The sequence below is a fragment of the Actinocrinis puniceicyclus genome (assembly GCF_018283645.1).
In the GTDB taxonomy this organism is placed as follows: domain Bacteria; phylum Actinomycetota; class Actinomycetes; order Streptomycetales; family Catenulisporaceae; genus Actinocrinis; species Actinocrinis puniceicyclus.
This window is the reverse complement of the sequence record NZ_JAGSXH010000128.1, coordinates 1-14503: the sequence shown is the minus strand read 5'-3', so window position 1 is coordinate 14503 and position 14503 is coordinate 1. Positions and strand designations below refer to the sequence as shown.

General features: G+C 69.0%; 13 protein-coding genes. 8 read left to right on the top strand and 5 right to left on the bottom strand.

The genetic code is table 11. The annotated features are described in order from the left end of the window. The 5 genes from KGA66_RS24390 to KGA66_RS24370 all read left to right on the top strand — a co-directional run. Positions 1–194: nitronate monooxygenase (locus KGA66_RS24390; RefSeq protein WP_246508563.1), on the top strand; the 194-nt coding region annotated here is incomplete at its 5' end. 53 nt (positions 195–247) lie between these two features. Next, a complete protein-coding gene (locus KGA66_RS24385; RefSeq protein ID WP_211471047.1) occupies positions 248–2248 on the top strand; it encodes an FAD/NAD(P)-binding protein in 2001 nt (666 codons plus the stop codon). Continuing rightward, positions 2245–3732, top strand: coding sequence for a nitrosuccinate lyase (locus KGA66_RS24380; RefSeq protein ID WP_211471045.1), 1488 nt, complete (start codon positions 2245–2247; stop codon positions 3730–3732). Before KGA66_RS24385 ends, KGA66_RS24380 begins: the two co-directional genes overlap by 4 nt. A 129-nt stretch (positions 3733–3861) precedes the next feature. Then, positions 3862–4491: a hypothetical protein gene (locus KGA66_RS24375; protein ID WP_211471043.1), complete on the top strand. Its 630-nt coding sequence runs from the start codon at positions 3862–3864 to the stop codon at positions 4489–4491. Positions 4492–5248: 757 nt separating this feature from the next. Beyond that, positions 5249–6739 (top strand): endo-1,4-beta-xylanase, encoded by a 1491-nt coding sequence (locus KGA66_RS24370; protein WP_246508561.1) that lies wholly within the window; start codon positions 5249–5251, stop codon positions 6737–6739. Between the two features lie 369 nt (positions 6740–7108). Here KGA66_RS24370 and KGA66_RS24360 read toward each other — a convergent pair whose 3' ends face one another. Next, on the bottom strand, positions 7109–9130 hold the full coding sequence (locus KGA66_RS24360; protein WP_211471041.1) for a family 43 glycosylhydrolase: 2022 nt from the start codon (positions 9128–9130) through the stop codon (positions 7109–7111). Positions 9131–9552: 422 nt separating this feature from the next. Here KGA66_RS24360 and KGA66_RS32255 point away from each other — a divergent pair, with 422 nt between their 5' ends. Continuing rightward, positions 9553–10053 (top strand): Tn3 family transposase, encoded by a 501-nt coding sequence (locus KGA66_RS32255; RefSeq protein ID WP_211471039.1) that lies wholly within the window; start codon positions 9553–9555, stop codon positions 10051–10053. A gap of 30 nt (positions 10054–10083) precedes the next feature. Here the strand turns inward: KGA66_RS32255 and KGA66_RS24350 are convergent, their stop codons facing one another. The 4 genes from KGA66_RS24350 to KGA66_RS24335 form a co-directional block, all read right to left on the bottom strand. Beyond that, positions 10084–10938: a helix-turn-helix transcriptional regulator gene (locus tag KGA66_RS24350; RefSeq protein WP_211471037.1), complete on the bottom strand. Its 855-nt coding sequence runs from the start codon at positions 10936–10938 to the stop codon at positions 10084–10086. 176 nt (positions 10939–11114) lie between these two features. Continuing rightward, positions 11115–12008, bottom strand: a complete 894-nt coding sequence (locus KGA66_RS24345; RefSeq protein ID WP_211471035.1) for an alpha/beta hydrolase — start codon at positions 12006–12008, stop codon at positions 11115–11117. 16 nt (positions 12009–12024) lie between these two features. Next, positions 12025–12609 carry a nitroreductase family deazaflavin-dependent oxidoreductase gene (locus tag KGA66_RS24340; protein ID WP_211471033.1) on the bottom strand — a complete coding sequence of 195 codons (585 nt, stop codon included), beginning with the start codon at positions 12607–12609 and terminating at the stop codon, positions 12025–12027. 32 nt (positions 12610–12641) lie between these two features. Next, positions 12642–13103: a cupin domain-containing protein gene (locus KGA66_RS24335; RefSeq protein WP_211471031.1), complete on the bottom strand. Its 462-nt coding sequence runs from the start codon at positions 13101–13103 to the stop codon at positions 12642–12644. Between the two features lie 474 nt (positions 13104–13577). On the opposite strand from KGA66_RS24335, the gene KGA66_RS24330 reads away from it, so the two are divergent. After that, the gene (locus KGA66_RS24330; protein WP_211471029.1) at positions 13578–14051 is read left to right on the top strand and encodes a transposase family protein; all 474 of its coding nucleotides are present in this window, start codon (positions 13578–13580) and stop codon (positions 14049–14051) included. Positions 14052–14073: 22 nt separating this feature from the next. Continuing rightward, a complete protein-coding gene (locus KGA66_RS31210) occupies positions 14074–14208 on the top strand; it encodes a hypothetical protein (protein ID WP_281416794.1) in 135 nt (44 codons plus the stop codon). Positions 14209–14503: the final 295 nt, after the last annotated feature.

The following is a 14503-nucleotide window of genomic DNA, read 5'->3' as shown; positions in this document are numbered from 1 at the left end:
TCCACCACCTGACCAAGCCTGTGCGCCAAGCCGCGGCCGCCGCCGGCGACCCCGGCGGGATGGCGCTGTGGGCAGGCCAGGGCCACCGCTGCGCCCTGGACCTACCCGCCGGCCAGCTCGTCGAGCACCTGGCCGACCAGGCGGCCCAAGCCCTTGCGCACGCATCGCGGCGCCTGAGCGGTGCCGGAGGCTGACCGCCGGCCTTCCCTCCGCTGCGCCGCATTCCGACTCCTTTCGAAGGGAGCCCATGTCCAGCCGCCATCTCAAGGTGTGCATCGTCGGCGCCGGCCCACGCGGACTGTCAGTACTCGAACGACTTTGCGCGAACGCTGTGGAACACGCGCCCGGCACACACCTCACGGTCCACGTGGCAGATCCGTACCCTGCCGGAGCCGGCCGGGTCTGGCGAAGCGGCCAATCCGGCCACCTGCTGATGAACACGGTCGCCTCCCAGGTGACCATGTTCACCGACCCGAGCGTCGAGATCGACGGCCCGGTCAAACCGGGCCCCAGCCTGTACGAGTGGGCGGCCTCCCTGCGCCTGATGGAGCCGCTCGAAGGCTACGGGGCCGAGGTCACCGCCGAGGCGCGCGACCTCGGCCCCGACTCTTACCCGACGCGTGCCTTCTACGGCCGCTACCTGGAATGGTTCCTGCGACACGTGCTGGCCACCGCGCCCGAGAACCTCGCCGTCCTCGTGCACCAAGCCCGCGCGATCCGGCTCGACGACGAACCCGGCGGCCCCGCGACCACGCAGACCATACTGCTCGACAGCGGCGTCCGTCTGGGCGGGCTGCATGCGGTCGTTCTCGCCCAGGGACACGTGGACGCCGAGCCGGTTCCGGAGGAGGCGAAGCTCGCCTCGCTCGCCCGCGCCCGCGCGCTGACCTACTTCCCGCCGGCCAATCCGGCCGACACCGACCTGAGCAAGATACGCCCCGGCGACAAGGTCGCCCTGCGCGGCCTGGGACTGAACTTCTTCGATTACATGGCGCTGCTCACCCTCGGGCGTGGCGGCTCCTTCGAGCGGCACGAAGGCCGTCTGACCTACGTGCCCTCCGGCTGCGAGCCGGTCATGTACGCGGGTTCGCGCCGCGGCATCCCTTACCACGCCCGCGGCGAGAACCAGAAGGGCGCACACGGCCGTCACACGCCGCTCGTGTTGACCCCGGACGTGATCGCCGCGCTGCGCCACAAGAGCGCGCACGGTTCGCCCCTGGACTTCAAAACCGACATCTGGCCGCTGATCTCCCTTGAGGTCGAGACCGTCTACTACACCACCCTGCTGCGCTCGCGAGCGCGCAGCCGCGATGCCCACGCTTTTCAGCAGCGCCTGCTGACGCACCACCACGACAGCGTCTATCGCGGCCGGCTGCTCGACGAGTTCGGTGTAGCACCCGAAGACCGCTGGAGCTGGGCGCTGATAGAACGCCCCTACGGCCATACGCACTTCTCCGGTCCCGGTGACTACACGCGTTGGCTGCTCGAGCACCTGCGGCACGACGTCGCACAGGCACGCGCCGGGAATGTCGACGGACCGGTCAAGGCCGCCCTCGACGTCCTGCGCGACCTGCGCAACGAGGTGCGCCAGCTTGTCGACCACCGTGGACTTTCCGGCCGCTCACACCGCGATGATCTCGACGCCTGGTACACCCCGCTCAACGCCTTCCTGTCGATCGGGCCGCCCGTCCGGCGCATCGAGCAGATGATCGCCCTGATCGAGGCCGGCCTGCTACACGTCGTCGGACCCGACACACGCATCCGCCCGCCCAGCGCGAGCGCGGGCTTCACCATCTCCTCGGACGCGGTTCCAGGCTCCCACATCATCGTCAACGCCCTGATCGAGGCTAGACTGCCCGACATCGATCTGCACAGAACCACCGACCCGCTGCTGCGCCACCTCGCCGCCGAGGGGCAGTGCCGGGCGTACCGCATCCCCGACCCGGAAACCGGCGGCCACAAGACCGGCGGACTCGACGTGACCGCGCGCCCCTATCGTCTGGTCGACGCCGGGGGACGCCCCCATCTGCGGCGGTTCGCCTACGGTGTGCCCACCGAGGGTGTCCACTGGGCCACCGCCGCCGGGATCCGGCCGGGAGTCAACTCGGTGACGCTCGGCGACTCCGACGCCATCGCCCGCGCCGTGCTCGCCCTGGCCGCGCGACTGCATCCGGTCGGCCCGCAACCCACCAGCACGCCCGCCCGCTTCACCCATCCGCTGACCCGCCACGCACAGGAGCCGCTATGACACCCGCGCCCAGCTCCCGACCGCCGAGCGCCGTCTCGGAGCACGCCGATCTCGACAGCGGACTGCTCAGCCCGGTACGCGCGGGCAGCCGAGTGGAGGCCGCGGTGTCAGACTTCTCCTGGCTCCAGGCGATGTTGGACGCCGAGGCGGCGCTGGTGCGCGCCCAGCAGCGCGTCGGGCTGGTACCCCAGGACGCGGCGGACGCCATCGCCGGCTGCGCGCGCGCCGAACTGTTCGACCTGACCGGCATCGCCCGCCGCGCGCGTGACGCGGCGAACCCGGTCGTGTGCCTGGTACAGGACCTGACCGGGGCCGTGGCCGCGGTGGATCCGGCGGCCGCCGAATACGTCCACCGCGGCTCCACCAGCCAGGACATCCTCGACACCGCGGCGATGCTGGTCGCCCGCGGCGCCTTTGTCTTGATCACGGCCGACCTCGACCGCGCGGCCGCCGCCGCGGCGCGCCTTGCGGCCGATCACCGCGGCACCCTGATGCCGGGGCGCACCCTGACCCAGCACGCGGTACCCACCACCTTCGGCCTGAAGGCGGCCGGCTGGCTCCAGGCCCTCACGGACGCCACGGACCGGATCCGCAGGCTTCTGGACGGCGCTCTGCCCGTACAGCTCGGCGGCGCCGCCGGAACCCTGGCCGGTTACCTGGAATACGCGCGGCTGGACGGGCCGCGCCCGGCGGGTCAGGCCGGCGACGCGGCCTTCGCGGCGGACCTCATCAGTGCTTACGCCCGAGAGCTCGGCCTCGCCGAACCGGTCTTGCCGTGGCACACCGTGCGGACACCGATCGCCGACATCGCGGCGGCGCTCGCCTTCACCGCCGGCGCGCTCGGGAAGATCGCGGCCGACGTCCTCTCGCTGGCCCGCACCGAGGTGGCCGAGGTCGCCGAACCGGCCGCCGAGGGCCGCGGCGTTTCCTCGGCCATGCCGCAGAAGCGCAATCCCGTGCTCGCCACGCTGATCCGCTCCGCAGCCCTCCAGGTCCCGGCGCAAGCGATGATCCTGAACTACTGCATGTACGCGGAGGACGAACGCCCGGCCGGCGCCTGGCACGCCGAGTGGCAGCCTCTGCGTGAAGGGCTGCGTCTGACCGGAGGTGCCGCTGCCTGCGCCGCCGAACTTCTGGAAGGCATCCGAGTCGACGCGGCGCGGATGCGCGAAAATCTGGACTCGACCGGGGGGCTGATCGTCGCGGAGCGCCTGGCCGCCGCGCTGACCCCGCTGCTGGGCAAGCGCGCGGCGAAGGCGGCCTTGACCAGGGCGTCGGCGCAGGCCGCCCGGACCGGCCGGCCGTTCGCGGCCGTGCTCGCCCAGATGCCAGAGCTCGAGGGGCGCATCTCCGAGGCGCGACTCACGGATCTGCTCGATCCCGCGGATTACTGCGGTGCGGCGGCATACCTGACCGATCGTGCGCTCAAGCAGGAAACGCATCATGTCGGCACAGCGCCGGATCCATCTTCGGACCAGGTATGAAAGTCGTGGGTACCTATCCGCGTCCTGCTGACCGGACTACGGCCTGGTTTACGGTGCGACCCAGGCTGCGCCCGGACGACCAGGTGGCGATGGGAGAGTCTCGGCCTCTCCGAGGCCGAACTCGCGCAGGTGGTCGACGAACCGCGGATCGCGTACGGCTCCTACCACTTCGCGCCGGGTGAGCGAGACCTGAAGCAGAGGACGGCACAGGTGTTCTACACCGCCTCGCCGCGCTGGAGCCTGACGTTCGCAGACGCCATCGGCCTACGGCGCGACTTCGTCCCCCGCATCGTGGCATTCGACAGCTGCGGCAACGCGCAGAGGAACGACTTCGTCGTGGTGGATCTGGCAAACGCTGACCAGGGCTGGAGAACACTGCGCGACGCCATCGCCGACTTCATGACGCTCCCCGCAAGCCGGCAGTTCGTGATGGACGTCCAACATCTTCGCGTGCTGACCAAGAAGCTCGAGGCCGCAGAACTCGAGCTGGCGGCGGAGGCGCGAGACGCGCCAGTAATGCGCCACCGGGTGCCGTCCACGCCGAGCGAGCTTGTTCAGGTTCTCAGCCAGCCGGGCCATCCATACCGCGCGACGGTCATCGACGTGATCTCGCGGTCGCGGCAACCGAGCGCACTGAGGGCCTCCCCCATCATCGTGCGCGTGAGCTCACCGGCAACGGCGACGAATCTTTCGTCACGAACTCCGAAAACGACCACAAAAGACGATGATACAAAGCACCGGACTGGATGCAACGTGTAACGGCGGCCGAGGCAGCGACGAGGCCAGTACGCCGCAACAAACGGATATGGGTCACGGGCCGCCAAGCGGAGCAGAGTCGCTGGTGAGAATGGAAACGCCGACGGCGGAGCAATCACCGCGCGGCGCGCCGACGAGGCGCGGCCGACCACAGCGCAGCGGTGTCCGCGTCCGTCGTGCGTGCAGAAACTTTCACAATGCGGGCCGCAGTTGCCGCACTCATACCGCCCCCCGCAGTGACGCCGCCGTGCAGTCGGAATAGCGCAGGCTTGGGGCTTCGAAAGATTTCTGCTGCGCTATTGAAATTTCGAAGTCGCTTTGCGACACTCACCGCGACAACAGGCACCCTGGCGTCTCAGTCAGCGCGGGCCGCCTTCACAGAACCCTGCAGTGCCGTGTGCTCGATTGGAGAGACTTCGTGAAGCTCGTCAGGGCTCGGTTCTCCTCGATCCCGTCGCGACCGCCCGAACGGGTGGGTCGGTGTGACCGATTCCGTGCAGCGCTGGTAGCGGGCGATGCAGGGGGCGTTAGCCGCGGACCTGGCGCTGCCGGCCGCGCAGCCGGCGCGCGCCGGGGGCTCGCTTAGCACCTGGACGCGCCGTGCGACGGTCCGTCAAGGGAACCCGCAGGCGGCTCGGCTGGGATACCCGTGCCCGAGCCGTGCTCATGACGCCGCTCCACATCCAGCGGTGCGACGACGGTCATCTTTGCCCACTCGGCCAACGGCCTTGGCCGGCGGCCACGGAAAGGAAATCAGACGATGGATAGCGACAGAGACGTCACTACCACAGGCAAGCGCGGGCGCCGCCCGCGCGGCAACGTGCGTGCTCGCGCTGCACTCGCCGCAGGCACGGTGGTGTGCGTGGCGGCGGCCACCGGGGCCGTGGTGCTCACCGCCGGCACCGCCAACGCGGCAAGCACGCTGCGCGCGGCGGCCGAGGCCGACGGACGCTACTTCGGCATGGCCGTCGGGCAGGGCGACCTGGGCAACTCCTCGGCGACCAACCTCGCCGGCAGCCAGGCCGACATGATCACACCCGAGAACGAAATGAAATGGGACACGATCGAGCCGAACAACGGCCAATACAACTTCGGCCCCGGCGACAACATCGTCAACTTCGCCACCTCCCACAACGCGCGGGTACGCGGACACAACCTGGTCTGGCACTCCCAACTGCCCGGCTGGGTCACCAGCCTGCCGCTGAGCCAGGTCAAAAGCGCGATGGAATCGCACATCACCACCGAAGTCAACCACTACAAGGGCAAGATCTACGCCTGGGACGTGGTCAACGAACCCCTCAACGAGGACGGCTCCTACCGCCAAGACGTGTTCTACAACGCCTTCGGCGGCGGCGAACAATACATCGCCGACGCCATCCGCACCGCACACGCCGCCGACCCCAACGCCAAGCTCTACATCAACGACTACAACATCGAGGGCTCCGGATCCAAGAGCAACGGCATGTACACCCTCGCCCAGCAACTGGTGCAGCAGGGCGTACCGCTGAACGGCATCGGCTTCGAAAGCCACTTCATCGTCGGCCAGATCCCCAGCTCACTGGCATCCAACATGCAGCGCTTCACCGCCCTGGGCCTGGACGTCGCGATCACCGAACTCGACGACCGCATGCCCACCCCGGCCTCCAGCTCCAACCTCCAACAGCAGGCCACCGACGACGCCAACATCACCAAGGTCTGCCTGAACAACGCCCACTGCCCCGGCATCACCCAGTGGAACATCAGCGACGCCGACTCCTGGGTACCCGGCACCTTCTCCGGCCAGGGCGCCGCCACACTGTTCGACAGCAACTGGCAGCCCAAGCCCGCCTACACCTCAGTACTCAACACCCTCAACGCCGGCGGCGTGCCCCCCAGCAACTCCGCATCCGCGTCGCCCTCGACAAGCCCGTCCAGCTCACCCTCGCCGAGCCCATCGAGTTCACCGTCCACAAGCCCGTCCAGCTCGCCCTCAGCGAGCACGGGAGGTAGTTGCACGGCGACACTGTCCGCTGGGACGGTTGGAAGCAACTGGTACAACCTCAACGTCTCGGTCACCGGCTCGAACACCTGGATCGTCACGGTGCACATGGTCGCCCCCGCGGTGGTTTACAACACCTGGAACGTCAGCGCCAGCTGGCCGAGTCAGTACGTGATGGTCGCCAAACCCAACGGCAGCGGCAACAACTGGGGTTTCACGGTCGCGACCAACGGCCAATGGACCTGGCCGTCGATCTCCTGCAGCGTTAGCTAGTCCATAGCTAGTCCAGCCGGGCGGCGCGGCCGACCGCAGTCGATGATGGAGCGCACGATGGCCGCGTCCTTCGGGTCGTAAGCCTTCGTACGGGGCCGCGGCGGATGCCTCACCCGTGTCGACGGGTCAGTCTCTACACCTTCTCGTGCAGTTGCTCGACAGGGAAGGAGCGCGCCGGGGTTCAAACCCCGGCGCGCAGTGTTCCTTCGTCCGGCGCGCTTCATCCGCGGCCGCCCGGCCGGCAGCTCGCCGCCGGCGGCCGCCCATGCGACCCGCCTGCCGTCGCGGCGACTTTGCGAAACCCGGCGGGGCAAGGGCGTCCTCATGCCCCGCCGGCCCGCCCGTGACGGTGTCAGCGGCGCGGCCGTTTCAGGGCGTGGAGAGCGTGAACTGGCTTACGTTCACCGAGCCCCCGAGTGCCTGCGTCGCATAGTTGAACAGGGCGAAGCGATAGCCGAGGAAGAACTGCCAGGAGTTGTCGAGTGTGAACGCCGGGCCGAGCGCGGTGAAGTTCACCCCGTCGGTGCTGTAGGAGAAGTGCGCCTGGTCACCCGACCCGGGTGCGATGTTGGCGCTGATCCGCAGCCAGATCTTGCCGCCGGACACGGGTGCGCCGGCCTGCTGCGTTCCCGTACCGGTGGTGTTCCAGTTGCTGTCCATGGTGAGGTTGTTGGTCATCACCACCTTCGTCGTGCCGTTGTCGCGGGCGATGCCGATCCAGGCGGAGGAGTTGCGCAGCATCGCCAGTCCCGCGCGGTCACCGTCGTGCATGTTCCCGTAGTTCAGTTGGACCGTGGCGGTGGACGAGGGCCCGAGGATCCGGTGGGTCAGCGTGTTGCGCGCGGAATACAGGTCGTTCGTCACCGTCGCGGTCTGCAGTGTCAGAGCATTGTTCACCGACCACTTGGTGTTGTCGGGGTTGTGGTTCCACTCCCACTGCGGATCGAGCGTGGTGCCGGCGAAGGTGTCGGTGCCGGTCGGCGGCTTGGTCGCACCGGGCGGCGGCGGCACGTTCGGGTACGGATACGAGGTGCCCCAGGCGCCGTTGACCGTCTGCAGCACCGGCCAGCCCTGTGCGTTGAACGTGACGGGGGCGAGCACCGGGATGCGGCCGCCGGGGTAGGAGTCGACGAAGGCCATGTAGTACCAGTCGCCGTTGGCGGTCTGCACGAGACTGCCCTGGTGCGGGACGCCGCCGCCGCGCACCGGGGTGCCGACGTTCACCTCCAGCGGCGCCTCGGTGTAGGGGCCGAAGGGGCCGCTGGTCGACTTGAGCACGTATTCCGCGTTCGCCGGGTGGTCGACCAGGATGTAGTACGCGCCATTGATCTTGTACATGCGGTTGCCCTCGGTCGATCCGGTGCTGGACGGATCGGTGAACACCGCCTGCGTCTTGACCTGGCTCAGACCGTCGGCCGAGAGCTGGGCGACGTAGTGGGTGCCGCTGCCGTAGGCGACGTACATCGTGTCGTTGTCGTCGATGAGCATTCCGGCGTCGTAGTAGCAGTTGTTGATGACAGAGCTCTGCTTCCACGGGCCGGTGATGGAGCCGGCCGTGTAGACGTAGGTCTTGTTGAAGTCGATGCAGCCGAGCCAGTAGTACGTGCCGTTGCTCTGCCGGTACCGCAGGGTGGAGGCCCAGATGCCGTGCACGTAGGCGTGCCCACCGCTGAGGCTGTACTGGGATCCGAAGTCCAGTGAGGGCACGGAGTGGCCGATCACCTCCCAGTGCACCAGGTCGTAGGAGCGCATGATCGGCGCGCCGGGCGACATGTGGAACGAGGAGGCGGAATAGTAGTAGGCGTTGCCGAGGCGGAAGACGTCGTTGTCGGGGAAGTCCTCCCACAGCACCGGGTTGCCGAAGGTCGCGGAGGGCGGCCACGGCGTGGGCGTACCGCTCGGGCTGCTGCTGGGCGAAGCGCTCGCGGACGGGCTCGGTGAGCTGCTCGGAGAGCTGCTCGGCGTCGGACTCGAAGTAGGGCTCGGGCTCGGTGTGGGCGTAGCAGAGCCCGAACTCACCGCTCCGGTGCAGGTGGTTCCGTTGAGGGTGAACGAGTCCGGGACCGGGTTGCTGCTGGTCCAGGAGCCGTTGAACCCGAAGCTGGTGCTGCCGCCGGTGGGTATCGAGCCGTTGTAGGACAGGTTGGTGACGGTCACGTTCGCGCCGGACTGGGTGTATGCGCCGTTCCACAACGAGGTGATGCTCTGGCCGCCCCCGAACGACCAGGCCAGGTTCCAGCTGCTGATCGGATCGCCGAGGTTGGTGATCGTGACGTTGGCGCCGAATCCGCCCTGCCACTGGCTGCTGACGGTGTACGAGACCTGGCATCCGGACGCGGCGTGGGCGGCGACGGCGGTGATGCCCATGCCCGCGGTGACTGCGGTAGCCACCGCGATCGCCACCCAAGGTCGAGAGCGAGAGCGGGTAGGCCGCACGGCGAGACCTCCGAATATAAGAGAGTTGTGGATCACGCCTCGCCGGCGCTCATGCCAGTGGCGCACAGCGTGGCGGGGCGTGCATGCAGTCGGATGGGCCGCGTGTCGTGCCGCATCGATCCGTGAGGCTGCCAAAGCGATTCGGCGACCTCAAGCGCCAGGCGTCGGCGGCTGGAGCGGCGGCGCTCGCCGGCGGAAGGATTCCGGCAGGTCGCTGCCCGTACCGGTTCGAAGAGGCCTGATCGGGTCGGCCTCGGGGCACCGCCCCGAGGCGTGAAACTTTCGGCGCTCGACGCCCGCGCCTTCCCGGCCTGAGACCGTGTAGTCCCATCAATCGTGTCCTTCTCGCCCGGCGCGACGCATCCCGTCCTCAGGATTTGGACGCGCTCGGACAAGGCGCAGTAAAGCACATCCCATGTATCTGCAGTCGTGTCACATCACCACGACGCGACGACGCGTCATCGAGCACGCACGACCGCTCGCCCTGTCGCAATCCGTCCGCCGCCCGCTCGCGCTCGCCCAATCGCCGGCGCAGCGCGCCGAGGTTGAGCAGTTGCGAGGCTTCGCCGTGCCGGTTCTGCGCCGCGATCCGCACTATTACGCTGCTGCGGTACCGGTCCGAGCCGGCGCTGCGCGAGCAGATCACGATGGTCGCCAACCGGACCGAGAACTTCCACCCATTGCCCGCCCATCTGATGATCGGCGGCCAGCTCATCAGCCACAACGACCCTGAGCACCAGGAACGGGTCGTGAAGTTAAATGAGCTGATATCGGACTGCGCCATATGCTCGACGGCCTTGGACATCGCCGCCGCGGCACACCAGGCGTTCGAGCGCGGCGGCGGCATGGGCCAGCGTGTGATCGCCACAACTGGGTGAGACCGCTGTCCCGGCCTGAGCCGCGCCCGGTCACGGCGAGTGGATGGCCGCCCGCAGCTCGGAAAGCTTCCGTGCGTCGAGGCGGTCGTCCGCGGCGTTGTACGTGACGATCCTGAGATCGGCGTCGGAGACCATCAGTACTTCGAGGTCCAGTTCCAGGCTGCCGACCAGCGGATGCTCGACGATCTTGCGGTCGTCGGCCAGGGTGCCGGCGGTGCCGGTGGACCACAGCCGTGCGAAACGCTCGTTGGTCTGGATCGTGTGCGCGATCAACGCGGCCAGGCGGGCGTCGGCGGGGTACGCGACCGCCGTCACCCGCAGGTCGGCCACCAGGGCCCGCTCCTCGACCTCGTCGCCATCCCGTGCGCGCACGGGCCAGGCCGCGATGGCTTCGGGCCGTCGTCCGTCGCCGGCCCCGAACATGCCGCTGACCAGGCTGTCATCGGCCCACCCGTACACGCCGGGGTCGCCGATCACGGCCGTCCACATCGGGTTCCACTCCAGGATCGTCCAGTCGGCGGAGTAGACCGCGACCGGGGTGTCCGCGAGCCGCTGTACCAGCCTCCGGATCCGCGGGGGTACCTGCCTGGGTACGGCCTGGTCGCAGGGCGGCACCATCTGGGCGCAGCGGAAGAGGTGGTCGCGCTCGGACGGGTCCAGTTTCAGTGCTCTGGCCAGAGCGGTGACCACCTGGGCCGACGGAGTGCGCGCGCGGCCTTGTTCCAGCCGGACCACATAGTCCACCGACACGCCGGCCAGATGGGCCAGTTCCTCGCGGCGCAGACCGCTGACCCGCCGGTTGCCGTCGGTTTCCAGCCCGCCTTCCAGCGGAGGCAGGCGCTCACGCCAGCCCCGCACCGCGGTGCCGAAATGATTGGCCGACATTTCATTACCATACACAGCCGGCCGACAGCCCGCACAGTGCGTCAACCCCTTGTCAGCGAGGAAGTGTGGTGCGCGCTGGAGCAGGCGGTGGTCGTGTCGGCGGTCGTGCGCGATGGCGTGCGGCGATCAGTCGAGGCGCTGGCTTCGGCTGGTCGCCGGGCCCGTGACGCGGGCGGTCAGCGGGCCCAGTTGCGCTTGATGAACGCCGCGGCGGCGAGCAGGGCGCGGTCGGCGTCTTCGAGTACTGCGGCGAAGCCTTGGAACACGTGCGGCACGTCCGGCCAGACCTGCAGCTCGACCGGCACGTCGTGGTGGCCGGCGCTGGCGGCCAGGCGCACGGCGTCATCCAGCAGGATCTCGTGCGAGCCGACCTGGATGAGCAGCGGTGCCAGGCCGGTGAGGTCGGCGAAGACGGGGCTGGCCAGCGGGGTGGCGGGGTCGGTGTGCCCGAGGTAGTCCAGGGCTCGGCGCCGCAGGGCTTCCGGGGTGAGCGCGGGGTCGAGGTCGGCCTTCGTGGTCGCGCTGGTGCCGGACACGGTCAGATCGGCCCAGGGCGAGAAGATCGCGGCCGAGGAGGGCTGCGGCAGGCTGGTGTCCTTCAGCGCGACGAGGGTCGCGGCGACCAGGCCGCCGCCTGCGGACTCGCCGACGAACGCGATGCGCGAGCTGGGCACGCCGTCGGCCAGCAGTGCGCGGTAGGCGGCCACCGCGTCGTGGACTGCGGCCGGGTAAGGGTGCTCGGGGGCGAGCCGGTAGTCGACCGTGATGGCGCGGGCTCCGACGCGCCGGGAGACGTCGGCGGCCAGCCCCACGGAGTCGGCTGCCGAGCCCAGGGCGTAGGCGCCGCCGTGGAAGTAGAGCACGACGGCCGACGGGTCGTCGTCGGGGGTCTGGACCGTGATGACCGGGACGCCGCCGAGTTCGCCCGGCTTGGCCGACACGTCCTCGGGCAGCGGTATGGAAGTGATCATGTCGTGGAAGATCGCGCGCTGTTCGGTGACGTCGCCGCCGATATCGAGCGGGCCGTGGCGCAGGAGTTCGTCGAGCGCCTGGCGTTGCTGCTGGGTCATCGGAAGTGCCTTTCAGCTACTTGAGAGGGTCGCAGACGGCAGGTGCGTCGGACCCGCCGGTCGGGGTCAGCGCGATGACGGGGATGATCCGGTCGGTCCGGTGCTGGTAGGCGGCGAAGCCGGGGTAGCGGCGGGCCTGTTCGGCGAAGAAGCCGTCGCGTTCGGGGCCGTGCAGTTCTTCGGCGTGCACGGCGAGGGTCTGCTCGCCCACCTCGATCCGGGCCTCGGGGTGGGCGAGCAGGTTGTGGTACCAGTCGGGGTTGCGGTCGGAGCCGGCCTTGGAGGCGAACACCAGGTACCGTGCCCGGTCCGGCAGATACATCATGGGGTTGATGCGAGGTGTGCCGGACCGGGCGCCCACGGTGTGCAGCAGGAGCAGGGGCGCTCCGGCGAAGCCTGCGCCGACCTGTCCCCGGTTGGCTCGGAACTCGGCGATGGTACGTGCGTTGATCGAGGCCGTGTCGGCCATGTCCCACTTCTTTCGTTCGCCGCGCCGCGGGATTCGCCGGCAGGGGGTTGAGGAGACCGGTTCGGGCCGGTCGGCGTCCTCGCGGCGCAGCACGCCCGGGTCGCCGCACTCGTGGAATCGGATCGCCTTCATCGCAGCCTCCGCTCGATTTGTGCTTCGAACTTTCAGCGCGGCGGTCCCACGATCACGTTGCCGTACTTCTCGGCGATCCCGGGGACCGGTACCACCTGGAAACCCGGCGGACGCGGGGTGGACATGTCGCGGCCGGTCTCCCGGAACATGCCCTCGATGCCGGCCGGCGTGTTGATCATCAGCAGGTCGGCCCTCTTGGAGGTGATCCGGTATCCATGCGGGATCTGCTTGGGCAGGAACACCACGCCGCCCTCGGCGAGGTCGTATTCTTGCTCACCGCACCACACCAGCGCGGTGCCCTTGATCAGCAGGAAGACCTCGTCCTCGTGGGTGTGCTTGTGATACGGGGGCGCTTCGCCCTCGGCGACGTCGAAGCGTCCGATCATGAGCTGGCCGTCGGTGGCCTTGCCGTCCAGCAGCATCGCCAACGTGCCGCCGTCCAGCCATTCCAGTTGCTGCTGCTGTTCGGGTTGCGCGATGTAGGCCATGCTCACGATGGGTCTCCAATCAGGTCATTCATGGCGTGACTCTCGTCGAGTCGAAGAGACGATCGGGGGCCGGGGCCCGACAGAGCAAGATCGTCTCCATGCGTGGGCCGACCGGTCCAAAAGAAGCCGATGACGGGTTGCCCGTGTTCCAAACAGATCGTCCCCTGACGCCACGCCGTCTGCCAGCCACGAAGGTGGGAACAGCAGTACTACCCAGAGCCGAAGCCCGATCGCGGGTCGGAACACGGCATGGCCAACGAGCTTCGCCGGTGTTGATGAAGACGCATCCGTCCGGCACGCCGCCCTCCTGCGGGAGCGGGAAGCACCCGAACGGTTTTCGGGTGGACCTGTCCGATGCGGTCGCGTTCGGTGTAAATGTCCCAGTAGATGGCGGCGAGTTCGGCCGGGCCGACGCGCGGGAAGGCGGCGGTGCGAGGGCCGGCAGCCGCAGTAGCGCTCTGTTCGGCCTCGCTTCCGGCGATGAACGCGGCGAACCGCAAGAACTACAGCGGCAAGCACAAAGCCCATGGCCTGCTGTTCCTCGCGGTGACCGACACGTCGGGCAACGTGATCTGGATCTCGGCGGCGCGCCCGGGACGCTCCAGCGAGATCACCGCGTCGAGACATGACAAGATCACGCAGCATCTGCGCAAGGCCGGGCTCGGCGCGATCGGGGACCTCGGGTTCGTAGGTCTGGAGGACGACCCGGACGACCCGGACGACCCGGACGACCCGGTGATCATCACCGGTCGGCGACGTGCCCGCAAGCGCCCGCTGACCGCCGCGCAGAAAGCGGCGAACAAGCCGGCCAGCCGGGAGCGCGCGGCATGCGAGCACGGATTTTCGGACCTGAAGAACTGGTGGATCCTCACCAAGGTCCGGATGAACGCGAAGCACGCCACCGCGTTGCTGCGCGCCCTGCTCGTACTGACGCAAGCCGAGATCGCCAGGTGACGGATGATCAGGACTCTGGATCATGGGCGTCTACCAGCCCACTCATGCCAGAGCACTGCCAAAGCTGAGCGTGCAGCAGGTGCGCTCGATCCGCGACCAGATCGAGCAAAGGGTGCGCGGCCTGCTGCGTGAGCTGGGCGTGCCCGTCGCCGCGTGAATCGCGCCGCCCGGGGCGCTCGGCCGGTGCGTGGGGCCCGTCGTCGGGCGCCGCATCGGCTTGGCCAGCCGCCCCCTCAGGGCCGCGGGCCGCGCCGCGTCCTGCCGGAGAAAGTGCGGCCGAGGTCAGCGGCGGGCGACACGGCGCATCCCGCCCCGACCAGTTGGAGCACCACCGCGCGGTGGCTTGTGCGCCGTGCACCAGGCGGCCCCCGGCGTGCTGCGCCACCCAGGGCCGGGGTGCTCGGCGTGTGGTCAGGCGGCGGTGGTGAGCAGGTCGCGGATCTGGGCGGGGG